The 22,155-nt window shown below is 65.2% G+C and carries 23 protein-coding genes; 13 read left to right on the plus strand and 10 right to left on the minus strand.

Going from position 1 to position 22,155, the window contains the following annotated elements; all coding sequences use genetic code 11:
* Positions 1-50 precede the first annotated feature (50 nt).
* Positions 51-365 (plus strand): hypothetical protein, encoded by a 315-nt coding sequence (locus tag G6P88_RS09245; RefSeq protein WP_165322887.1) that lies wholly within the window; start codon positions 51-53, stop codon positions 363-365.
* Between the two features lie 4 nt (positions 366-369).
* Here the strand turns inward: G6P88_RS09245 and G6P88_RS09250 are convergent, their stop codons facing one another.
* A complete protein-coding gene (locus G6P88_RS09250) occupies positions 370-786 on the minus strand; it encodes a flagellar basal body rod protein FlgC (RefSeq protein WP_165322888.1) in 417 nt (138 codons plus the stop codon).
* Between the two features lie 195 nt (positions 787-981).
* Here G6P88_RS09250 and G6P88_RS09255 point away from each other — a divergent pair, with 195 nt between their 5' ends.
* The gene (locus tag G6P88_RS09255) at positions 982-1,503 is read left to right on the plus strand and encodes a hypothetical protein (RefSeq protein WP_165322889.1); all 522 of its coding nucleotides are present in this window, start codon (positions 982-984) and stop codon (positions 1,501-1,503) included.
* 75 nt (positions 1,504-1,578) lie between these two features.
* A complete protein-coding gene (locus G6P88_RS09260) occupies positions 1,579-1,764 on the plus strand; it encodes a hypothetical protein (protein ID WP_165322890.1) in 186 nt (61 codons plus the stop codon).
* A gap of 24 nt (positions 1,765-1,788) precedes the next feature.
* Here the strand turns inward: G6P88_RS09260 and G6P88_RS09265 are convergent, their stop codons facing one another.
* Together G6P88_RS09265 and G6P88_RS09270 are read right to left on the minus strand one after the other, a co-directional pair.
* Positions 1,789-2,631 carry a S1/P1 nuclease gene (locus G6P88_RS09265; protein WP_165322891.1) on the minus strand — a complete coding sequence of 281 codons (843 nt, stop codon included), beginning with the start codon at positions 2,629-2,631 and terminating at the stop codon, positions 1,789-1,791.
* Entirely contained in the window at positions 2,628-3,587 is a 960-nt protein-coding gene (locus G6P88_RS09270; RefSeq protein WP_165322892.1) for an isoaspartyl peptidase/L-asparaginase family protein, read from the minus strand. The genes G6P88_RS09265 and G6P88_RS09270 overlap by 4 nt, the downstream gene beginning before the upstream one ends.
* Positions 3,588-3,790: 203 nt before the next feature.
* On the opposite strand from G6P88_RS09270, the gene ispG reads away from it, so the two are divergent.
* From ispG to G6P88_RS09290, 4 genes are all read left to right on the plus strand, one after another.
* Positions 3,791-4,915: a flavodoxin-dependent (E)-4-hydroxy-3-methylbut-2-enyl-diphosphate synthase gene (gene ispG, locus G6P88_RS09275; protein ID WP_165322893.1), complete on the plus strand. Its 1,125-nt coding sequence runs from the start codon at positions 3,791-3,793 to the stop codon at positions 4,913-4,915.
* A 74-nt stretch (positions 4,916-4,989) separates the two neighbouring features.
* Positions 4,990-5,874 (plus strand): DMT family transporter, encoded by an 885-nt coding sequence (locus tag G6P88_RS09280; RefSeq protein ID WP_165322894.1) that lies wholly within the window; start codon positions 4,990-4,992, stop codon positions 5,872-5,874.
* Entirely contained in the window at positions 5,871-6,365 is a 495-nt protein-coding gene (locus G6P88_RS09285) for a GNAT family N-acetyltransferase (protein WP_165322895.1), read from the plus strand. The genes G6P88_RS09280 and G6P88_RS09285 overlap by 4 nt, the downstream gene beginning before the upstream one ends.
* A gap of 135 nt (positions 6,366-6,500) precedes the next feature.
* Positions 6,501-6,782, plus strand: a complete 282-nt coding sequence (locus tag G6P88_RS09290; RefSeq protein ID WP_165322896.1) for a hypothetical protein — start codon at positions 6,501-6,503, stop codon at positions 6,780-6,782.
* 885 nt (positions 6,783-7,667) lie between these two features.
* Here G6P88_RS09290 and G6P88_RS09295 read toward each other — a convergent pair.
* Both G6P88_RS09295 and G6P88_RS09300 read right to left on the minus strand, forming a co-directional pair.
* Positions 7,668-9,014 carry an aromatic ring-hydroxylating oxygenase subunit alpha gene (locus G6P88_RS09295; protein WP_165322897.1) on the minus strand — a complete coding sequence of 449 codons (1,347 nt, stop codon included), beginning with the start codon at positions 9,012-9,014 and terminating at the stop codon, positions 7,668-7,670.
* Complete coding sequence (locus G6P88_RS09300; protein WP_165322898.1) at positions 9,011-10,366, minus strand: aromatic ring-hydroxylating oxygenase subunit alpha; 1,356 nt, start codon at positions 10,364-10,366, stop codon at positions 9,011-9,013. Before G6P88_RS09300 ends, G6P88_RS09295 begins: the two co-directional genes overlap by 4 nt.
* 105 nt (positions 10,367-10,471) lie before the next feature.
* On the opposite strand from G6P88_RS09300, the gene G6P88_RS09305 reads away from it, so the two are divergent.
* Entirely contained in the window at positions 10,472-11,005 is a 534-nt protein-coding gene (locus G6P88_RS09305) for a VOC family protein (RefSeq protein WP_165322899.1), read from the plus strand.
* Between the two features lie 61 nt (positions 11,006-11,066).
* Positions 11,067-11,627, plus strand: coding sequence for a carboxymuconolactone decarboxylase family protein (locus tag G6P88_RS09310; protein ID WP_165322900.1), 561 nt, complete (start codon positions 11,067-11,069; stop codon positions 11,625-11,627).
* A 66-nt stretch (positions 11,628-11,693) separates the two neighbouring features.
* Here the strand turns inward: G6P88_RS09310 and G6P88_RS09315 are convergent, their stop codons facing one another.
* A complete protein-coding gene (locus G6P88_RS09315) occupies positions 11,694-14,180 on the minus strand; it encodes a TonB-dependent receptor (protein WP_165322901.1) in 2,487 nt (828 codons plus the stop codon).
* 254 nt (positions 14,181-14,434) lie between these two features.
* Here G6P88_RS09315 and G6P88_RS09320 point away from each other — a divergent pair, with 254 nt between their 5' ends.
* From G6P88_RS09320 to G6P88_RS09335, 4 genes are read left to right on the plus strand one after another with little or no spacing between them, the layout of a single operon-like run.
* Positions 14,435-14,731, plus strand: a complete 297-nt coding sequence (locus tag G6P88_RS09320; RefSeq protein ID WP_165322902.1) for a putative quinol monooxygenase — start codon at positions 14,435-14,437, stop codon at positions 14,729-14,731.
* Positions 14,728-16,365: a class I adenylate-forming enzyme family protein gene (locus G6P88_RS09325; RefSeq protein WP_165322903.1), complete on the plus strand. Its 1,638-nt coding sequence runs from the start codon at positions 14,728-14,730 to the stop codon at positions 16,363-16,365. The genes G6P88_RS09320 and G6P88_RS09325 overlap by 4 nt, the downstream gene beginning before the upstream one ends.
* Positions 16,362-16,658 carry a putative quinol monooxygenase gene (locus G6P88_RS09330; protein WP_165322904.1) on the plus strand — a complete coding sequence of 99 codons (297 nt, stop codon included), beginning with the start codon at positions 16,362-16,364 and terminating at the stop codon, positions 16,656-16,658. Before G6P88_RS09325 ends, G6P88_RS09330 begins: the two co-directional genes overlap by 4 nt.
* A complete protein-coding gene (locus tag G6P88_RS09335; RefSeq protein ID WP_165322905.1) occupies positions 16,658-17,239 on the plus strand; it encodes a nuclear transport factor 2 family protein in 582 nt (193 codons plus the stop codon). The genes G6P88_RS09330 and G6P88_RS09335 overlap by 1 nt, the downstream gene beginning before the upstream one ends.
* A gap of 108 nt (positions 17,240-17,347) precedes the next feature.
* On the opposite strand, the gene G6P88_RS09340 is transcribed toward G6P88_RS09335, so the two are convergent.
* From G6P88_RS09340 to G6P88_RS09355, 4 genes are read right to left on the minus strand one after another with little or no spacing between them, the layout of a single operon-like run.
* Entirely contained in the window at positions 17,348-18,793 is a 1,446-nt protein-coding gene (locus G6P88_RS09340; RefSeq protein ID WP_165322906.1) for a dihydrolipoamide acetyltransferase family protein, read from the minus strand.
* Positions 18,794-18,804: 11 nt separating this feature from the next.
* Positions 18,805-19,812 (minus strand): alpha-ketoacid dehydrogenase subunit beta, encoded by a 1,008-nt coding sequence (locus G6P88_RS09345; RefSeq protein ID WP_165322907.1) that lies wholly within the window; start codon positions 19,810-19,812, stop codon positions 18,805-18,807.
* A gap of 14 nt (positions 19,813-19,826) precedes the next feature.
* Positions 19,827-20,801: a thiamine pyrophosphate-dependent dehydrogenase E1 component subunit alpha gene (locus G6P88_RS09350; protein WP_165322908.1), complete on the minus strand. Its 975-nt coding sequence runs from the start codon at positions 20,799-20,801 to the stop codon at positions 19,827-19,829.
* A 10-nt stretch (positions 20,802-20,811) separates the two neighbouring features.
* Complete coding sequence (locus G6P88_RS09355) at positions 20,812-22,143, minus strand: aromatic ring-hydroxylating oxygenase subunit alpha (RefSeq protein WP_165322909.1); 1,332 nt, start codon at positions 22,141-22,143, stop codon at positions 20,812-20,814.
* Positions 22,144-22,155 lie beyond the last annotated feature (12 nt).

Genomic DNA, 22,155 nt, shown 5'->3' on the forward strand with positions numbered 1-22,155 from the left:
ACCTCCATGTCCTACATCGGTCTTCGTCGAACTTGAGAAGGACGAAGGACATGAGCATCGGCTTCGAACATCAGCCTATCGGTCGCTATATAGTCGACATCGACGGCTGCCTGCGCGCGACGGATCAGCGGCATGTGGACGTGCACGCGCTGCGGGCGCTGCATGGGCGCATGGACGAGGATGCGCTGCTGGTGCGCGAACTGCACGGGGAGACGATCCCGCTGGCGGCGGACGAGCGCATCGAGCTGAGCGAGCATAGCGTCGCCTTCTTCCGCAGCTGCACCGGCCCGCGCCTGTTTCGCTACTGCATCCCCAGGGTGACGATGCGCAGCGGCTGGGACGGCGGGCGGTCGATCGCCGCCTGACCGGTCAGGCGAGCAGGTCGAGCGTCGCGTCGGCCATTTTGCCCGCGGTCCGAAGCGCGGCGGCGCTGGCGGTGTAGAGCTGGACCCCGACCATGCGGTCGATGGTCTCGTCGGCCAGATCGACGACGGGCGCAGCGACCATCCCATCGGCATCGGCGAACGGGTTTTCCGGGTCGTACTCGGCGCGATAGCCGGGTTCTTCCTCGAAGCGCACCGCCACGCCGCCGCCCGGCTGGGTGCGGCCGACCGCGCGGATCGGCTGATAGACGGCGGGCACCGCTGCCGCGGTGGCGGCGGCGGTCGCCGGGGTGTTGCTGGGCAGCGTGCCAAGGGTGCGCGCATTGGCCACGTTCGACGCGGCGGCGGTGACGATCGCCTGGCCGAACTGCATGCCCGATCGCGCGATGTTGAAACTATCCATGACAATGCTCCGGTTCGCAGCCCTCATCGACCCGCGCCGGCCAACAAAGGCTTCATCGACCCGGTTAAGGACGCGCTAAGTGCCTTTCGCGGGCAAATGATGCGCGGGCGGAACCAATTGGCCGGCAGCCCATTACCCTAGTCGCGAAAATGCAATATCCGCTGCCGCAGGGCAGGATGTCATGGGACCAGGGGCATGAACAGGATTCTGACGGGCGCTACCCTTATTGCGCTGCTCGCGCTGCCGGCGATGGCCGGGGCGCGGCAGGAGCAGAACGAGGCCGAGAAACAGCCGAACCGCGTCGAGGAAGTCGGGCGGGGCGCAGGCAGGATCGCGTCGCAGCCCGCGCGCGACGTCGGCGTGGCCAAGACCAATATTCCGCCCGCGCTGCAGACCGCCGCCGAGGCGCCCTACAGCCTCACCGGTATCAAGACCTGCCGCGACATTTCCAAAGCCTTCGCGCAGTTGACCGACGTAATCGGACCCGACTTCAAGGCCGGCGACAAACCCAAGGAAAACCGCGCCGGCAAGCTGGCCGAAGCCGGCGGCAAGACGATCGTCAACTCGATCATCCCATTCCGGGGCCTCGTCCGCGAAGTGACCGGCGCCGCCCCGGCGCAGCGTCGGCTTGACCGCGCGATCGACGCCGGCATAGCACGGCGCGGCTTCCTGCGCGGCGTTCACCAGACCCGCAAGTGCAAGACGGCGCTAAAATAAGCGGCTTGCGCAAAGCCCTTTGACGGCGGGCAAACCCGCTCTATCCTCCCATTCCCATAACGATGGAGAGGATACATGCTCGTGATGTTCGTCGGCGCCGACCGCGTCGAAACCGCCGTCAACGCCTCGCAGGTCACCTTCATCTCGCAAGTCACCGAGGGCACGCGCATCCGCTTCGGCGAAGGGCGCAGCGTGACCGTCACCGAGCCGCTGGGCGAGGTGGTGGACAAGCTCAACTGGGGCATGCGCCCGCACGAATGATACCGGGCTGACCGGCCGCAAGGCTCAGCCGAGGCTTTCGTCGAGCAGGCGCGCAAGGCGCAGGCCGCCGCGCGCGACCTGATGCCGCAGCACCGGGATCAGGGTGACGATCCTGTCATTGTCGAGCACCGGTCGGGTCACCGGGATCGGCGCGCAGGCGTCGCCGAGCAGCGCCGCATAGGCGTCATGCGCGACCCGCCAGCTCTCGCGGCTCCAGTCCTCGACCGTCCCAGCCGCTTCGGCCGGCCGATCTGCAACGGGCACCGTCGAAAGGATGCCTATCGGCCCGCCCGGTGGGGTCGAAATCGCGCGGTCGGCGAGCAACCCGTCCCAGATGCTGTGCAAATTGCTGTTCGGGCGAAAGCCGTAATCGGCCTTCATATCATTGCCCCCGCGATCATGCCGGTCGCCCGCATGGAGCGGCTGGTGCAGGTCGCCCATGAAATGGACCAGGAAGACCAGTGCCTCGACGCGCACGCGGGTAGGCTGGCTGCGGTCGGCGAGCAGGCGGACGTCGCGCTCGATCTGCCGCGCGACACAATTGCCGTCGGGGCAGTTCGCCTTGAGGTCGAACGGCCGGCAGACGTCGATATTCTGATAGTGCCAATTATAGGCGTAGCTGTAGCGGTCCTTCAGATTTTTGACGCAGTCGGCCCAGACCGAAGCCTGCTCGATCGTGCGCGCCGGGCAGGTCGGGGTCTCGAGCAGGTCGCTGCGCGCCAGCAGCCGCTCGATCCGCGCGCGCGTCTGCGGCTTGACCGAAGCCATGGCGATGGTCGCGACGGTCTCATGCCCATATTCCCACCAGGCATGGGCCGGGGTCGCGGCGCCGAGCAGCGCCGCCAGCATCAGCAGGACGCGGTTCATTGGCCGATGCCATAAAGCTCGACGCGGTGCGGCTCATCGGCGCGCGCCATGCCGCGATACATGCCCTGGCTGTTGAAGCACCAGCCGCCGCGCCCCTGCGCGTCGACGCTGATCAATCCGCCGACGCCACCGAAGGCACCGATCTCGCCGATCACCGCGCCCGCCGCCTCGTCGAGACCTGACCCGCCGAGGCGAACCCGCGCCGACAGTTCGTGCGCCGCGCCGACCCGGATAAAATGCTCGCCCGATCCGGTGCAGGAGGTGGCCGCGCCCGCATCCTCGGCCCAGGTACCCGCGCCGATCACCGGCGAATCGCCGATGCGGTTCCAGCGCTTGCCGGTCAGCCCACCGGTCGAGGTCGCCGCCGCGACATGGCCCTGCGCGTCGCGTGCGACCGCGCCGACAGTGCCATATTTCAGGTCGGCGTCGAAGGTGCCGCCCCTGCGAAGCTCTTCATATTGGCGCCAGCGCTCGTCGGTGTGGAACCAGGCGGGGGCGACCTGTTCGATGCCATGTTCGGCACCGAAGCGGTCGGCACCACCGGCGGTGAGCATGACGTGCGGGCTCTGCTCCATGACCGCGCGGGCGAGAGTCACCGGGTTGCGCGCCTTGGTCACCGCGCTGACCGCGCCGGCATCGCGGGTGGCACCATCCATGATCGCGGCGTCGAGCTCGTTGATGCCGTCGGCGCTGAAGACGGCGCCCCGGCCCGCGTTGAAATAGGGATCGTCCTCCAGCACGCGCACCGCCGCCTCTACGGCGTCGACGGCGCTGCCGCCCGCGGCGAGGATCTTCGCGCCGGAATCGAGCGCGGCGGCGAGAACGACGCGGGCATGGTCCTCCTGCTCCTTGCTGAGGTTCAGCTGGCGGAGCTGGCCCGCGCCGCCATGGATGACGAGCGTCCAGCCGTCGGCCGGGGCGCTCCAATAGGAAGAGATAGTGCGATCTTGAGACACGGGATCATCCGGACTATGGGGCTTCCGCGCGCGGCAGGGCCCGACATTGCAGGGGGAACGGCGCCTTCCCACGTGACGCAGGACACCGGCGGAACCGCGCTTGGCGCTCCTCCGGAAAAGCCGGGGCGAACCGGCATGACGGCTGTTCTCATCAGGCGTTTGAGCCTATACGGGCGGCATCGATTTTCAAAGAGCGGAATCCCATGTCCCTTCGTCCCTGGCGTAACATCGAGCGGCGCAAGTCGCGGCAGATCATGGTCGGCAAGGTTCCGGTCGGCGGCGACGCCCCCGTGACCGTGCAGACCATGACCAACACGCCGACCGAGGATGCGCGCGCCACGATCGACCAGATCCGCCGCTGCGAGGATGCGGGCGCCGACATCATCCGCGTCTCCTGCCCCGACGAGCCCTCGACCGCCGCACTGCGCGAGATCGTCCGCGCGGCGAAGGTGCCGATCGTCGCCGACATCCATTTCCATTATAAGCGCGCGCTCGAAGCCGCCGATGCCGGCGCCGCCTGCCTGCGCATCAACCCCGGAAATATCGGCTCGGCCGACCGCGTCGCCGAGGTCGTCCGCGCCGCCAAGGCCAATGGCTGCTCGATCCGCATCGGCGTGAACGCCGGCAGCCTCGAAAAGGACCTGCTGGAGAAATATGGTGAGCCCTGCCCCGAGGCGCTGGTCGAAAGCGCGCTCGACCATATCAAGCTGCTGCAGGACCACGATTTCCACGAATATAAGGTGGCGGTGAAGGCGTCCGACGTCTTCCTGGCGGTGTCCGCCTATATGGGCCTGGCCGAGGCGGTCGACTGCCCGCTCCACCTGGGCATCACCGAAGCGGGCGGCCTGATCGGCGGCACCGTCAAATCGGCGATCGGCATCGGCAATCTGCTCTGGGCCGGGATCGGCGACACGATCCGCGTCTCGCTGTCGGCCGAGCCCGAGGAAGAGGTCCGCGTCGGCTTTGAGATTCTGAAAGCGCTGGGCATCCGCAACCGCGGCGTCCGCGTCGTGTCCTGCCCCAGCTGCGCGCGTCAGGGCTTCGACGTGATCCGCACCGTCCAGACATTGGAGGAGCGGCTCCAGCATATCCGCGTGCCGCTGTCGCTGTCGGTGCTGGGCTGCGTCGTCAATGGCCCCGGCGAGGCGCGCGAGACCGATATCGGCCTGACCGGGGGCGGCGCGGGCAAGCATATGGTCTATCTGTCGGGGGTCACCGACCATACGGTGCAGGATGCCGACATGGTCGAACATATCGTCCGTCTGGTCGAGGCCAAGGCCGCCGAGATCGAGGCTGCCGAAGCCGCGCAGGCCGAAGCGGCCGAGTGACGCCGGCAATGCACGGTTGACGATGGGGGACTGCACGGCCGACCGGCCAGTGCAGATTGGGGACGAAGGCGCAGATGAAGCAATATCCGGTGGTGGTGGCCTTCGGCGTCGGCTGCCTCGGCATCGCCGTCTTCTCTGCCATGGATGCCGTGGTGAAGGCGCTGACGCTGATCCTCGGCACCTACAATACTTTGCTGTGGCGCAGCTTTGCAGGCATCGGGTTCAGCGGCCTTCCCTGGCTCTGGTCGCGTCCTGCCCGCCCCTCGCGCCACGCGATGCGCCTGCACATCGAGCGCGGCGTCGTGTCCGCCGTCATGGCGGTGCTGTTCTTCTGGGGCCTTGCCCGCACGCCGATGGCGCAGGCCGTCGCGCTGACCTTCATCGCCCCGCTGATCGCGCAGGGCCTCGCCGTGCTGCTGCTGAAGGAGAAGATGAAGCGCGGCGCGCTGCTCGGCTCGCTGCTCGGCTTTGGCGGGGTGCTGATCATCCTGTGGGGGCAGAGCAGCGCGAAGATGGGGCCGGAAGCCTTTCTCGGCGCGATCGCGGTGATGCTGTCGGCGGTCTGCTATGCCTATAACATCATCCTGATGCGGCGGCAGGCGCAGGTCGCCGATCCCTATGAGGTCGCCTTCTTCCAGAGCGTGATCGTGGCGCTCAGCCTGGCGGTCGCCATGCCCTGGCTGGCGGAGCTGCCGCCGGTAGAGCACTGGCCGATGCTGCTGCTCGCCGCGCTGCTGGCGACCCTGTCGCTGGGGCTGCTCGGCTGGGCCTATGCCCGCGCCGAGGCCAGCTATCTGGCGCCGGTCGAGTTTACCGCCTTCATCTGGGCGACTTTGTGGGGCTTCATCTTCTTCGACGAGAAGGTCGGCCTGCCGACATTGGCCGGCGCTGCCCTGATCGTCGCCGGCTGCATGATCGCCGCCCGCGCGCCCAATCTCGAAAGGGACGTCGTTCCATGACCACCGCCTCACCCGTCACCATCCGTCGTGCCCGGCCCGGCGACGAGCATGACATCCTCCGCCTGATCCGCGACCTCGCCACCTATGAAAAGGAACCCGACGCGGTCGAGGCGACCCCGGAAGGTCTGGCCGACAAGCTGTTCGGCGAGAACCCCCGTGTCTTCGCCCATGTCGCCGAACGCGACGGCGCAGTCGTCGGCATCGCCGTCTGGTTCTTCAACTTCTCGACCTGGACCGGCCGCCACGGCATCTATCTCGAAGACCTCTATGTCGACCCGCAGGCCCGCGGCGGCGGCATCGCGCGCCTGCTGTTCGAGGCGCTGGGCGACGCTGCCCGAGAGAACGACTGCGCCCGGATCGACTGGTCGGTGCTCGACTGGAACGAACTGGCGAAAGGCCTCTACCGCAAGCTCGGCGCGCGCCACATGCAGGATTGGGAACCGTGGCGGGTCGACGGCGCGGCGCTGGCGGCGTTGGGGAAGCGGGGGTGAGCCGAGGCAGGGTAGTAAAGAGGAGTGTCACCGGAATCCCGGGGGTATCCATCGCAATTGATGCGGTCGAGTATGGACCGCGATCGTGAGAGAGATCAGCCGGAACGAGAAGATCGATGGGGAGGCCACCGTCCAGTGAGCGAGAAGCGCGACTATTCGGCTATCATCGGCATCGCCTTTTTCGCACTCATTGCCGTGGCGATCGTTGTGAAGATTGGACGCTGGATGGGCGTCATAGAACCCCTGAAGGGGAGCACGGCTCGATATGAGCCGCCTCAATGGGATCGCCGAGAATGTCTCAACCGAAACGCCTATCGCATCCGCCAGAATGATCCCCTTATATCGGACGAGATGTTGAACGGAGATGTGGCGCGCGCCTGCGTCCTCGAAGAGAACGCTTTCTACGGGCGGGAATAATGGACAACCGAGCCGCCATAGCGAACACCACCTTGGAAGCTAATATGCTCTCGGATGGTTTAATCATCCTCGCACCATCACACGCTCAGGAAGTGCTCGTGATGCCTTTTTGATTATAGCGACACTCCAAACAACTATCTTTCGTCTGCGACCCTCTTCTTACCGGACTGCAGCATCGGAGCATAGACAACTGAACGCTATCGTTAATCAATGTCATATGATCTGAAGCCGCTGGCGGAGTTCAGTTTGGCATCGAATTTAGTATAGTGTCCCTGTTGCTCTTTAGTGCCCCGGCTACCCTCAAGGCAAGCGCGGGCCGAAGTCGGGGCAATTGAGGAGTGTTATCGTGATCCAGATATAGTTTTACCCACAGATTCTTTTGTTCTTATTTTGTTCCGTTGATTGTGGTGCGAATTTCTGGCGAATCGCCGCTTTTGCGCGTCAAGAGGGCGGAAGATCGCTCTGTGCAGGCGACGAAACGAGTCTCGTTAATGTCATTTTGACTCTTGCGTCCGGATTCAGATGAGACACAATAGAGCCCGTAAGACGGTAGATGCAGCTTTTTGCTGGGTCCACGTTTTACAAGGTGGAGCGCGAGATATGTCTCGCTCTCACGGTCTCGGCTCACACTGAGACAAGAGGCACGGAGCGGATGACGCTATCGGGAAGGATAACGTAGCCCCTTCCATAAGGGTTACGGCGTTCGTCATCCGCTCCGTGCTTCGCACATCCTGCTACAATATGCCGCCGTTAGCCAAGCACATTTTGTTCGAATGGGCCAGACCGCACGTCGCGTGCGAATTACGGTGACGCTCCACTCACCTATCTTTTGGCTTCGCACGGAGTAAGCCTAACTGCACAATAGTCCCTACGCGGGACGCTCCCCTACCGCCCCATCCAGCGGTCCAGCTCGACATGGAAATGCCGCAACCGCGCTTCCTGCTCGCCCCAGAGCGGTCCCCGGAAGCCGCGCGAGCGGGCACCTTTCTGGACGATCGGGAGGAGGTCGGAATCCTGGTCGAGCACCTCGCCCATGCCGGGCGGTTCGCCGAGGGCGGTGTGGACGACGTCGGGGCGGGTGGCGCCGGTCAGGTCGACGTCGGAGCCGAGGCCCATCCACAAGGGCGCGCCATAGCCGGGCACGTCGACATGCCGGTAGAGGATCACCGTCTCATAGGTGAAGCGCTCCGGATCGTCGGCGTCGGGCTTGAAGCGGTGGAGGAAGACGGCCTCCGGGTGGCAGCCGATCTGGGCATTGGGAAAGATGCCGAAGATGGTGCTGTCGGTCAGCTGTGCATCGCTGAAGCGGTCATAGTCGAGACCCAGCCGCGTCGCCCGCTCGCGCTTGGCGGCGGCGATGGCGGAGCGGCTGTCGCGCGCCGAACCCTCGAAACTGTCGGGCTCGATTCCCGCGTCGCTCAGCATGGCGGCGATGCCGGGGTTGATCCCCTCCTGGTCGGGGAAATGCGAATTGGGCTGACCGAAGGGCACGAACTGCCGGCTCATCCCGCCCGGATAGAGATCGATATGGGTGCGATCGTCGAGAATGCCCATCGTCTGGGGGTGGATCGCATGGAGATGGTAGCTCTCATAGAACGCGTCGATCCCGCCCTTCCAGTTGGCCGCCCAGTCCGAGCGACGATGCTGGACGACGTGCATCTCGTCGATCCGGTAGGTCTCGAGCATCGGCAGAATCGGGCCGAGATAGTCGGCGAGCGGCGGCGGCGCATCGGCCATCGAGACGAACACCAGCCCCGCCGCCTCGGCGACGTGGAGCGAGGACAGGTCGGTGCCGTGGCACAGCACCTCCGGCCGGAAGGTTTCCGGGTCGGTGACGGCGAGGTTGCGACCGTCGAGCCCGAACTTCCAGCTGTGGAACGGGCAGGTGAAGTCGTCCTGACAACCGACATCGCCCTGGACGAGCTGGCTGCCGCGATGCGGGCAGACATTGTAATGCGCGGCCAGCCCGCCGTCGGGCTTGCGCACGACGATGAAGCTTTCCGGCCCGATGTCGTACTTCATCCAGTCGCCCGCTTCGCGGACGTCGCTGGACGGGCCGGCGAGCAGCCAGGCCTTTGTGAAGACCTTCTCCCACTCTTCCGCTGCGAAGGCCCGCGAGACATAGCGCTCGGGGTCGGGCCGGACCGCGCCATTGTCGACATGCGGGGCGGGGCGATCGAACGCATGGGTCGATCCGCGATGGACCGCCCACGCCCTGCTGTCATAGTTCATGCGGGATCGCCCGCGCCCATGCGCCGGTCGAGCTCGGCATGGAAGTGCCGCAGGCGCCCTTCCTGCTCGCTCCACAGCGGCCCGCGGAAACCGCGCGAGCGCGCGCCCTTCTGCACGATCGGCAACAGGTCCGAGTCCTGGTCGAGCACCTCGCCCAGCCCCGGCGGTTCGCCGAGGCCGGTGTGGACGATGTCGGGCCGGGTGGCACCGGTGGTGTCGATCTCCTCGCTCAGCCCCATCCAGGCCGGGGGCGCATAGCCCGGCGCGTCGACATGGCGGTAGAGGATCATCGTGTCATAGGTGAACTGGTTGGGATCGGTCGCGTGCGGCAGGAAGCGGTGGACGAACACCGCCTCGGGATGGCAGCCGATCTGTGCGTTCGGGAACAGGCTGTAGACGGTGGAATCGCTCAGCTGGGAATCGCTGAAGCGGTCATAATCGAGCCCGAAATCCGCCGCGCGCTTGCGCTTGGCGGCCTGCACGGCGGCACGGGTTTCCTTGGCAGTGCCCTTGTAATCGGCCGGATCGATCCCCGCGTCGCGCAGCATGAGCGCGATGCCCGGATTGACGCTTTCCTGATCGGCGAAGCGCGGGCTCGGCTGGGCGAAGGGAACGAACTGCCGGCTGAGACCGCCCGGATAGAGGTCGATCTGGGTGCGGTCGTCCATCAGGCACTGGGTCTGCGGATGGACCGCGTGAAGATGATAGATCTCGGCGAAAGCGTCGACGCCGCCCTTCCAGTTGGCGCCCCAGTCGGAGCGGCGATGCTGGATCACATGCATCTTGTCGATCTCGTAGAGATCGAGCTGAGGCAGGATCGGGGCGAGCCACTCCTTCAGCGGCTGGATGTCGGGGTCCATCGAGATGAAGACGAGGCCGATCGCGACCTCGCAGCGGACCGACGATAGATTGTGATCGTGGCACAGCACCTCGGGCCGGAAGGTCTCGGGATCGGTCACCGCGATGTTGGTGCCGTCGAGGTCGAACTGCCAGCTGTGGAAGGGGCAGGTGAAGCGCGAGAGGCTGCCGAGATCGTCGAGCACCAGCTGGCTGCCGCGATGCGGGCAGACATTATAATGCGCGTGGACCTGATCATTCTCGCCGCGCACGATGATGAAGCTCTCGCGGCCGATGTCGAAGCGGGCGAAATCGCCCTCCTCGGGGATGTCGGACAGCGGGCAGGCGATCAGCCAGCTCTTCGCGAAGACTTTTTCCCACTCTTCTTCGGCGAAGGCGGCGTCATGATAACGGGCGGGCGAAGGGCGCCCGGTGCCGTTGTCGATATAGCGATGTTCGTAAAAGGGGTGCGGCGCGCCCACATGGATGTTCCACAAGCGGAAGTCGTAGTTCATCGCCCTCTCTCCTTGGCGCCCGGGCAAACCGGATTCGACAGTCATAAAAAAACATGCATGATTGTTTTGCAAGGGCAAAGCGACTGCCCGTTAGGGAGAGATGCGATGAGTCGACTGTTCGGTCCGGTGTTTCAGATCGCCTATGTGGTGGAAGACGTGGACGCGGCGGTCGCGCATTGGACGGGAACCATGGGCGTCGGCCCCTTCGTGCGCTTCCCGGTCCCGCTTGCGGCCGAGTGGCTCGAAGTGCGCGGCAAGCGCGTTCCCGCCGACGAGGACATCTTCGCCGCGGTCGCCATCGCCTATAGCGGCGACAGCATGATCGAGCTGATACAGCCGGGCAGCGCCCCCTCTCCCTATCGCGAGTTTCTCGCGGCGGGGCGTGCGGGCGTGCACCACCTCGGCACCTTCGCCGACGATTATGACGCGCAGCTCGCCGCGGCGCGCAAGACCGGGATCACGGTGGCGATGGAGGGCGTGCTGCCGATCTCGCGCTTCGCCTATCTCGATACAGACGCATTGTGGCCGGGCACGATGGTCGAGATCATCGAGGCCAAGCCGGAGATGCACGACTATTTCGCCGCCATCCGCGCAGCATCGCGCGAATGGGACGGCAAGACGCCGGTTGTGGAACTTTGATCGTCCGGCAGGAGCCGGAGATGGCGTAAAATCAAGACGACCAGGAGAAGGAGAGAGACAGATGCCGAACATCCATATCCCCGATCATGCCATGGCCGATCCGCTCGGCTATGCCCTGACCCGCCATTCGCCGGTCATAGGCCGCGCCGCCGGAGAATTCGTCAAGTCGGTCTATCAGTCGGTGCGCCTGCCGCTGCGGCTGGCAGAAGCCGCCCGCTATCGGATCGCGCAGATCAATGGCTGCCTTGTCTGCAAGGGCTTTCGCGCTGCCGACCATCTAGACGGCTATCTCGACGCTGTGGGTGGGGATCCCACGACATCGCTCGTGGCACGCGGTGGCGAGCGGCCGGACGAGGCCTTTTACGATGCGATCGACGACTGGAAGACGAGCCCACTGCTCAACGATCGCGAGCGACTGGCGGTAGATCTGGCCGAGCGCATGGCCTTCTCGCCCAACGAGCTCGGCTATGACGAGGAATTCTGGGCGAAGATGCGCGCCGCGTTCGACGATGCCGAGATCGCCGACCTGACGCTGGCGATCGGCATGTGGATGGCGATGGGTCGTTTCACCCATGCCCTCGGCCTCGACACGGTGTGCCTGCCGACGTCCGCCGCAGCCTGAACGTCACCCACAAAAAAAGCGCCCGCGCGATGGACCAACCATCGCGCGGGCGCCTTCATTTCAGGATCAGTTGTTGCCGAGCTTGAAGCCGAGCTCCAGGCCATAATAGCGCGGTGCGCCATATTGGCCGTTCGACCACAGGCCACCCACCACCTGCGCGGCAGTGATGTAGCGCTTGTCGGACAGGTTCCGGCCGATCAGACGGAGATAATATTTGTCGTCCGCCTGGGCCACGGTCACCGAGGCGTTCAGCAGCGTCCGGGCGTTGAGGTAGGTATTCTCCGCCGGGCTGGTGATCGACTGGGTGAACAGGTTGCGGGCGACATAGTTGGCGCTGCCGTTGAACTGCAGCTTATAGTCGCCGACCGGCACCTCATAGGTCGCGTCGAGCGTCCACTGCCACTTGGGCAGACGGTCGAGCGGCGCTGTGGAGAGGTCATAGCCGGCAGGGATCGGCGTGGTGTAGCTGTCGTACTTGCCGTCCTGATAACCGAGCAGGCCGCGCAGCGTCAGCCCACGGGTCGGGACCAGCGTGGTTTCCAGTTCGAGACCCTTCACCGTCGCCTTGGCGGCGTTGAAGAAGCGGGTGACCTGGAACTGCTGCCCACCAACCGTCAGCGGCACGACGATCTGCTTCTGCAGATCGTTATACTCGACGTAGAAGCCGGTCAGGTTGAAGCGCAGCATCCGGTCGAACAGCTCGGTCTTCACGCCCGCTTCATAGCTGTCGGCCTTTTCGGGCTTGGTCGCCGAGGCGGCGGCGGCGAAGGCGGCGTTGTTGTCGCTGCCATCGGCGTTCACGAACGGATGGAAGCTGCCGATCTGGTCGTTGAAGCCGCCCGCCTTGAAGCCCCGCGAATAGGTCGCATAGGCGAAGATGTCGCGGGTAGCCTGCCAGCCGAGGCTGATGCGCCAGGTCGGTTCCTTGACGCTGTCGCGGACCTGGATGACGCCGGCCGGATAGTCGAACACGTTCGCATCGAGCGCGCTGCCGAGCGCGATCGACGGATCGAAGCCGCCGGTAAGCTGCTGCGCAAACACCTGCTGACGACCGAACCAGGTCTTCTTTTCCCAGGTGTAGCGCGCGCCGCCGGTCAGGGTCAGGGTAGGCGTGATCTTGAAAGTGCCTTCAAAGAAGGCCGCCTTCGACCGCGAACGCTGCGCATTGCAGAGGATGTACGGGTTGTCGTTCCAGTTGCCGAAAGGCAGACCACCGCTCGCCAGATCGAGGAAGCCGAGCAGCTGGGCGACGCAGAAGGTGGTGTTGTCCTTCTGGTAGAAGCCGCCGGCAACGAAGTTGAACGGACCTTCGAACGACGAGGCGAAGCGCAGTTCCTGCTGATAGGTCTTGCGATTGTCGTCGCGCTGCGCGTCGAACAGCGACAGGATCGTGCCGTCGGCGGCGACCGGTGCAGTGCCCATATAGGTGTTGGGCAGGCGCGACCGCTGCGAACGATAGCCGCTGACCGAGGTCAGGGTACCGATGTCGGTCTTGTAGTCCATGTTGAGATAGACGCCGTCGACATTGACGATCTGACCGTTCCGCATCTTGACCAGGCCGCCCTGACGGTTGCTGATCGCGGCATTGTCGAGCGGGTCGCTGTTGCGGTTCGGCGTCGAACCCAGGCCCAGCGAATGGAACAGGAAGGCATTCGACGCCGGTGTGAAGTTGACCGCCGGAACGCTGTCCGAGCGATCCCGCAGCATTTCATATTGCAGCAAGGCGCTGAAAGAATCACCCGGCTCCCACAGCAGCTTCGCACGGCCGTTCCAGGCCTCCTGGCCACCGAGCGGGCGCCCGTCGCCGCAGCCGCTGCGGCCGGCGAACTTCGTCGCGATCTCACCGGTTGCGAAAGGCGTGACCGGGCCGAAGCAGCCGCCAGCCTTATAATAGCCGTCGGACTTGGTGTAACCGATGACACCGCGGAAGGCGAGCGTCTCGCCGAAGCCGATATTGACGGCCGCCTGCGGAATGACCGTGCCGAAGGACCCCGCCTGAAGGCGACCCTCGACGCTGGTGACGCCCAGTTCGGGCCGCTTGGTCTTGACGACGACGGCACCACCGGTCGTGTTTTTGCCGAACAGCGTACCCTGCGGACCGCGCAGCACTTCGACCTGCGCCACGTCGAACGTGTCGAGCAGCTGGGTCTGGACCGAGGGCACGACGAAGTCGTCGACCAGCACGGCCACGGGCGGCTCGAAATAGACGATGATGTTGTTCTGGCCGACGCCGCGGATCGAGAAGGACGCCGCGTTGAAGCCCGTAATGGTGGCCGCCGAGAAGTTCGGGACGAAGGCCGCGAGATCGCCGATATTGCGCGGGCTCGACTGCCGGATCAGCGATTCGTCGACCGCCGAGATGGCGATCGCGGTCGACTGAAGATTCGTGCTGCGGCGGGTTGCCGTGACGACGATTTCCTGAAGCCCGCCCTGATCGACGACCTCAGATGCCTGCGGCGCTTCCGCCGCCGTTTGTGCGAGCGCGGGCCCCGCAACGAGCGCAGCCATCAATGCCGCACATGCAGAACCACCATACCAACGATGCTTGATCACCCCAAACCTCCTCTCCTGAACCCGACTCTTGCTGGCCGGGAGCGTTCAGAACAGGGCGGAGATTAGCGCGGCGAAACAAAAAAGCAATCAGTCATGTATGTTTTATTTTTGCCTCAGGACGCGAAGATATCAGGGTTTGCCGCGACGCAACAAAAATGCACCTCGCGAAAAATGACCCCTTGAAAAAGCATGCATGATTGTTTTCTATGCGCTCACACGGCGCTAGCGCGCCTCATGGCGGGAGAGGGTCGCCGATGGCTTACAGCTTCTTGTCGCGTTTCCGGATCAAACCGGAACGCGAAGAACAATTCGTTTCGCTTGCCAGACAGATGGAATCGCTCGTCGATCGCGAGCCCGGGACGCTGGCGTTCAAATTCTTCCGTCTCGGCGAGCCCGGCATGTTCGCGGTCTATGAGAGCTTCGTCGACGAGGCGGCGGACAAGGCGCATATGGAAACCGATCATGGCAAGCCGCTGATCGAACAGATGATCGGCTGCATGGACGGAAGCTATGAGCGCGAGATGCTCTATGACCTGGAGCCCGCGCGATGAGCGACGCCATTTACAGCTATGGCAAGATGCTGCGCGCAAGTGCGGCGGCACATGGCGCCTCCGACGCGCTGGTTTTTCCAGGCCGCCGTCTCACCCACGCCGATCTCTATGCTTCGGCCCGCCGCTGGGCGAAGGCGCTGCTCGCGATGGGGGTCGAGCCCGGCCAGAATATCGGCATATTGCTGACCACGCGTCCCGAATTCGTCGAGGTCATGTTCGGCGCGACGATGATCGGCGCGGTCGCTGTGCCGGTCAATGCGCGCTACCAGGCGCATGAGCTGGCCTTCCTGGTGCGCGACGCCGATCTGGTCGCGCTCGTCACGACGGGTGCGGTTACCGACCAGCTCAATTTCTCCGAACGGCTGAAGACCGCCTTCCCCGCCCTGTGCGACGCCGACCCGAAGGCGCTCGCGCTCGACGACGCGCCACTGCTGCGCGCGATCATCTGCCTCGACCCGCCCTGCCAGCCCTTCATGCTGTCGGCCGACGAAGCCCTGTCCAGGGGCGCTGCAATCGATGATGCCAGCGTCGATGCACGGATCGACGCGGTCGATCCCGAGCAGATTGCGCTGGTCCTCTACACATCGGGCACCACCGCCAATCCCAAGGGCGCGCTGATCAGCCACCGCGCGATCGTCGGCAACAGCCGCAATCTCGGCAAGCGCTATCGCATCACGTCCGAGGACAAGGTCTGGTCGCCGCTGCCGATCTTCCACATCGCCGGCATCCTGCCGCTGACGATGGTCCTCGATGCCGGCGGCGCCTATCTGACGGTGCCGCATTTCGATGCCGAAACCGCGTTGGCGATGCTCGGCCGCGAGGGGGCGACGGTCGCCTATCCGAGCTTCGTCACGATCATGCAGGACCTGATCACCCACCCGACCTTCGCGACGACCGACCTGTCGAAGCTGCGCCTGATGAACTCCAACTTCGCCGTCCAGCCCGCCTGGATCAAGGAAGCGATGACCAAGGCGATGCCGCACACCATCCAGGTCGGCACCTATGGCCTGACCGAGGGCGCGGGGACGATCTGCACCAGCCGCATCGACGATCCTTTCGAACTGCGGACAGGGCGCCTGGGCGTGCCGCTCGACGAGTGGGAAGTCCGGATCGTCGATCCCGAAACCGGCCAAGATTGCGGGCTCGGCGAGCGCGGCGAGATCGTTGCGCGCGGGCCGAACATGCTGAAAGGCTATTACAAGGCGCCCGACAAGACCGCCGAGGTCATCCGCGACGGCTGGTTCTTCACCGGCGACATCGGCTCGTTCGACGAGAGTGGGCACATCATGTTCCACGGCCGCACCAAGGACATGCTCAAGGTCGGCGGCGAGAATGTCGCAGCCGCCGAGATCGAGGCGATGCTCCAGTCGCATCCGGCGGTGAAGCTGGCGCAGGTCGTGGGCCTGCCCGACGCGCGCTATGTCGAGGTGCCCGCCGCCTTCATCGAACTGGTCGACGGCGGCCAGACCTCCGAGGCCGAACTGATCGCCCATTGCCGCGGCAAACTGGCCGGGTTCAAGATTCCCCGCCATGTCCGCTTCATCGACGAATGGCCGATGTCGACGTCGAAGATTCAGAAGTTCAAGCTGCGCACGCAGCTGGTCGAGGAACTGGGACTGGGAGAGGCCGCATGAGCGGGAAGAGTTTCATCGCCGAACTGCGTGCCAAACCGGGCCGCGGCGCCGATCTGATCGCGCTCCAGTGCGAGCTGAAGGGTCTGGTGTTCCAGAACGAACCCGACGCATTGGTCTACGAGCTGTTTCAGTCCGAGGAGGATCCGGACCTGTTCCAGGTCGTCGCCACCTTCCGCGACGATGCCGCCTTCGACCATCATATGCACATCGACTTCCACGACCGGCTGGTGCCGCCGATCCTCGATTGCGTCGAAGGGGAGATGAAGATCGCTTTCTACCGGTCGCTGAGCTGATGCCGAGCGCGGCCGATCTCGACGACCTGATCGCCCGGCGCGACATCTATGCGATCCTGACCCGCTATTCGCGGGCGCTCGACCGCTCCGACGTCGAGGCGATGAAGACCGTCTACTGGCCCGACGGGATCGACAATCACGGCGTGTTCAACGGCAATGCCGCCGAGTTCGCCGAGTTCATCGTGCGCGAAATCCAGAACTGGTTCGAGGTCACGATGCACGGCCTGATGAACGTGCATATGGAGATCGACGGCGACAGCGCTTTCACCGAGACCTACCTGTTCGCCTATCACAAGGTCCGGGCCGAGAAGGCCGACGAGATTTTCGGCTCGCGCTACATGGCGATGTTCGAGGGCCATGGTCTCGATGCCGAGCATCATCATTTCTATTTCGGCGGGCGCTATCTCGACCGCTTCGAGCGGCGAGACGGCGAATGGCGGATCTTCCATCGCCAGGTCGTGATGGACTGGAACGACAACAAGCCATCGGGCGAGATCCTGACCCAGGGCATGTTCGCCACGCTCGAACCGCGCGGCGAGCGCGGAGCTGGCGATCTGGTGTTCGGTAAGGGCGGCCTTTGACACCCGCCCCACATAATAGTCCTAAGAGCTAGCCGCCGTCCCGCGCGGCTCGGAAGCCGGGGCGGCCAGGCCTGCAAAGGGGTGGCCAGGACGTCCCGGCTCTCCTCCTCAGAGGAGAGTGGGAGTCTCGATCAGGTGAGCGAGCGCGGCCATGAAGCGACCGCCATCGGCACCGTCGATAGCGCGGTGATCGCACGACAGCGACAGGTGCAGCACTGGCACGATCCGGATCGCCCCGTGATCGTCGATCGGTTCGGGCCGCGCGGTACCGACGGCGAGGATCGCCCCCTGTGGCGGGTTGATGATCGCGTCGAACTGCTCGACCCCGAATCCGCCGAGATTGGATAGCGAGAAGCTGCCGCCGCTGAACTCTTCGGCCTTGAGCTTGCCGCTGCGCGCGCGCTGGGCGAGCCCGGCCATGCGTTCGGAAATCTGCTCGACCGACAGTTCGTCGGCCCCCTGGACGATCGGCGTGACCAACCCGCGCTCGGTCGCGACCGCCACGGCGATATCGGCCGAACCGAAGCGGTGGATGTCCTGGCCATGGACCTGGATATTGACCTGCGGCACCTCCATCAGCGCCAGCGCGCAGGCGCGGATCAGATAGTCGTTGACGCTGGGCCGCTGCCCTTGAACCGCCGCCCGCAAGGCGAGCAGACGATCGGCGCGCACGCGGCGACGGACATAGAAATGCGGGATCTGCTGCTTCGCCTCGGTCAGACGCCGCGCGATCGTTCGCCGCATCGACGTCATCGGCACGACATCGACCGAGCCAGGAGCTGCCGGCGGTGGAGCTACAGGTGCCGCAGCAGCCGGCGCAGGGGCGGCAGGCACAGTCTGCGCGACGGGCGCTGGAGCCTGAGCCGGAACGGCAGCCAGCACATCCACCTTGCGCACCCGGCCGCGCGGGCCCGAGCCGGCGACCGTAGCGAGATCGACCGCATTGATCGCCGCGATGCGTCGGGCCATCGGGGTCGCGAAGACCGGCGAGGCCGGCGTCGGCGGCAGCACGCCAACGAGCGACGGGGCAACCGCGGGGCGGAGAGCCTCGTCGACGTCCTGCGCAGTGATACGGCCACCGCGTCCGGACCCCGTCAGCGCGGCGACGTCGAGACCGCCCGCCAGCGCCTTTTCACGCGCAACCGGACTGATGGCCATGCCATCGGGGATGGCGACCTGAGCGGGGAGCGCATCGGCGACCGGCGCGGCTGCAGCCGGCGCAGGCCCCTCATCGCCGTCCGGCGCGAAGCCTGCGTCGACGGCCTTGAAGGATGCGACGACTGCGTCGATCTCGGCGGCCGTCGCCTCGCCGCCGTCCGACAGCACCGCAAGCAGCGCGCCGACCGGATAGGTCTGGCCGGGCTCGGCGATCAGGCGCACGAAACGACCTTCGGCCTCGGCCTCGACCTCATTGGTGATCTTGTCGGTCTCGATGAGGGTCAGCACCGTGCCCTTGGCGAAGGGCTGGTTCTCGGCGACCTGCCATTCGGCAAGCGTGCCTTCGCTCATCTCGATGCCCCATTTGGGCATGGTGAACGGCTTGAGCTTGGCCATCGCGTCTTTCCTCAGCGCGCGAGGACGCGGCGGACCGCAGCCTCGATCTTCTGGGGAGACGGCACCCAGGCCCGTTCGAGTTCGCGTGCGAAGGGGATAGGGCTGTGCGGGCCTGTGACCAGCTCCGGCGGGGCCTTGAGGCTGGTGAAGCCCTTGGTCGCGACCAGCGCGCAGATATCGGCTGCCAGGCTGCACCGCGGCGGGCTTTCGTCGACGACCACGAGCCGACCGGTGGCCTCGACCGAGTCGAGAATGGCCTCCTCGTCGAGCGGGCTCGTCGTGCGCAGATCGATCAGATCGCAGCCGATGCCGTCGGCAGCGAGCTTGTCGGCGGCTTTCTCGGAGAAGTTCACCATGCGGCCGCAGGCGACGATGGTCACGTCCCCACCCTCGCGGACCATCCGCGCCTCGCCAAAGCGCTGGCGATAGTCGCCCTCGGGCACCTCGCCCTTCACGCCGTACATCGCCTTATGTTCGAAGAACATGACCGGGTCGTCGCCCCGCAGCGCCTCGGTCAGCAGACCCTTGGCATCGGCCGGTGTTGCGGGCAGCACGACCTTCAGGCCGGGCATGGCGGTCAGCATTGCATAGACCGACTGGCTGTGCTGGGCGGCCGTGTTCATGCCGGCGCCATAGATCAGGCGGATGACGGCGGGGCACTTGGTCTTGCCGCCGAACATATAGCGGAACTTGGCAATCTGGTTCCAGATCTGGTCGAGGCTGACGCCGACGAAATCGGCGAACATCAACTCGGCAACCGGTCGCTTGCCGGCGAGCGCCGCGCCCGCCGCCGCGCCGACGATCGCGCTTTCGGAAATCGGCGTGTCGATCACCCGGTCGGGGCCGAACTTCGCATAGAGCCCGCCCGAGGTGCCCCAGATGCCGCCGATCGCTTCCGGACCGCCAGCGGTGCCGTTGCCGCCGACGACGTCCTCGCCCAGCAGCATGATGTTCGGGTCGCGCTCCATTTCCGCATGCAGGGTCTGCAAGATGGCATCGCGGATGGTCATGATCGCCATGTCAGCAGCCCCTCTCAATAATAGTCGACATAGACGTCTTCGGCGACGGTCGCCGGGTCGGGGGCCGGGGCGGCACGCGCCTCGGTCACCGATGCGTCGATCAGCGCCGCCACTTCGGCGTCGATCGCGTCGAGCTCGGCCGCGTCGAGCAGCTTCGCCGCGCCCACGCGCGCACGGAAGGCTTTGAGGCAGTCGCGCTCGTCGCGGAGGCGGTCGACCTCGCCCTTGCCGCGATAGCGTTGCGGATCACCCTCGAAATGGCCGTAGAAGCGCTCGGTATCGAGCTCGATCGCCGCCGGCCCGTTGCCGGCGCGGACATAGTCGAGCAGCTCGCGCATCGTCTCATAGGTGTCGAAATAGTCGCAGCCATTGGCCCGCCAGGCCCGCATGCCGAAGGCCTCCGCGCGGCTGGCGATGTCCTTGGACGTGCCGACGGCGTAGGCGTCGCCGGTATGTTCGGAATAATGATTATTCTCGAACACGAAGATCGCCGGGGCCTTGGTCACCACCGCCATGTTCATCGCTTCGAAGGTCGTCCCCTGGTTGCAGGCGCCGTCGCCCGAGAAAGCGATCGCCACACGGCCCTTGCCGTCGAGCTTCGCCGCGAGCGCCGCGCCGACCGCCTGCGGCGCACCGCCACCGACGATACCGTTGGCCCCCAGCATGCCGACCGACAGATCGGCGATGTGCATCGATCCGCCACGCCCCTTGCAGAGACCGCCGGCCTTGCCGAAGATCTCCTGCATCATGCCCGGCACATCGCAGCCCTTGGCGATGCAATGACCATGGCCGCGATGGGTCGACACGATCATGTCCTCGACGGTCAGATGGTCGCAGACGCCGACGGCGACGGCTTCCTGCCCCGCATAGAGATGGGTGAAGCCGGCGATCTCACCGGTCTTGATCTCGTCGTGCAGCCTTTCCTCGAACTGGCGGATGGTCGCCATGCGCCGATAGGCGCCGAGAAGCTCGTCGCGGCTCAGTTGCATCCTGCTTCCTTCAGATGTCGCCCGGCTTCTTGCCGCCCGGCCCGTAGACATAGTCGTCCAGCACCTTGTGGAAGTGCCGGATGCGAAGTTCCTGATCGCCGATCCACAGGCCGGGAAATGCATCGGACTGCATCCCCTTCTGTACCGTCGGCAGGTTGAAGGCGTCCTGATCGAGCACCTGCCCGATCGACTTCTCGCCATGCTTGAAGTGGCGGTGCTTGACCCGCTCCGGCCACTCCTCGCCCTCGGGGACGAGCTCGAGCACCCAGATGTCGTAGAGCATCTTGTTCGGATCGGTCGCGTGCGGGCGCTGCCGGAACATCATCACGTCGTCGGCATGGACGTTCAGCGAGACGTTCGGGAAGATGGTGTAATGGTAATCGTCGGTCAGCTGATCGTCGTTCAGCTCAGAATAGTCCTTGCCCTGCGACTTGCCATGCTTGCGCTTGAACAGCTGCACGTCGCGGCGAATGTCGCTGACGCGGCCTTCATATTCGGCCGGATCCATGCCGGCCTTGACCATGATCTCGTAAATCGCAGGCGGGATCGACGAGGGCAGCGCGACGCGACCCGAAATGGCGGCGAAGGGGACGAGATAGCGGCTGTGCCGCTCATAGACGTCGATCTGCGCATTGGTGTCGTCGAGATACCATTGCAGCTGCGGGTGGATGCCCTGGACGTGATAGACTTCGCTGAAGGCATCGACGCTTGCCTTCCAGTTGCAGTCCCATTCGACGGTGACGTCGCGTTGCCACGCCATCCGCTCCATATGATAGGGGTTCAGGTGCTGCGGCATCGGCGCGAGGAAGTCCTCGAGCGGCTCGACGTCGGGGTTGAGCGAGAACCAGACGAAGCTGCCCCATTCGCCGCACGGATAAGAGGGAAGCTTCATCCCGGGGGGACCACCCTGCGGGAAGGTCGCCATGTCGGGAATGCGCTCGATGCAGCCGTCGAGCCCGTAGGTCCAGTGGTGGTAGAGGCAGCGGAACGCCTCCGCATTGCCCAGGCCCTCGGGACGCAAGCGGTTGCCGCGATGGAGGCAGACATTGGGGAAAGCGCGCACCGAGCCGTCCTTCTGACGGACGATGATGACGCTCTCCTTGCCGATGTCGGTGCAGATATAGTCGCCCGGCTCCTTGATGTCGCACGAGCGACCACCGAGCAGCCAGACCTTCGTCCAGACATGCTCCCATTCGAGCTTCATGAACTCTTCGGACGTGTAACGGGCTGCCGGGATCACGTCATAGCCGAGATCCGGGTCCTCCGCCTTCGCGGCCGGGGTGCCATTGGGCCAGTCCTCGGGATTGACCCGGATGACATCGACCTTGCGCTTCACGTCCATCGCGGGGGCGAC

The organism is Rhizorhabdus phycosphaerae (assembly GCF_011044255.1).
GTDB lineage: Bacteria > Pseudomonadota > Alphaproteobacteria > Sphingomonadales > Sphingomonadaceae > Rhizorhabdus > Rhizorhabdus phycosphaerae.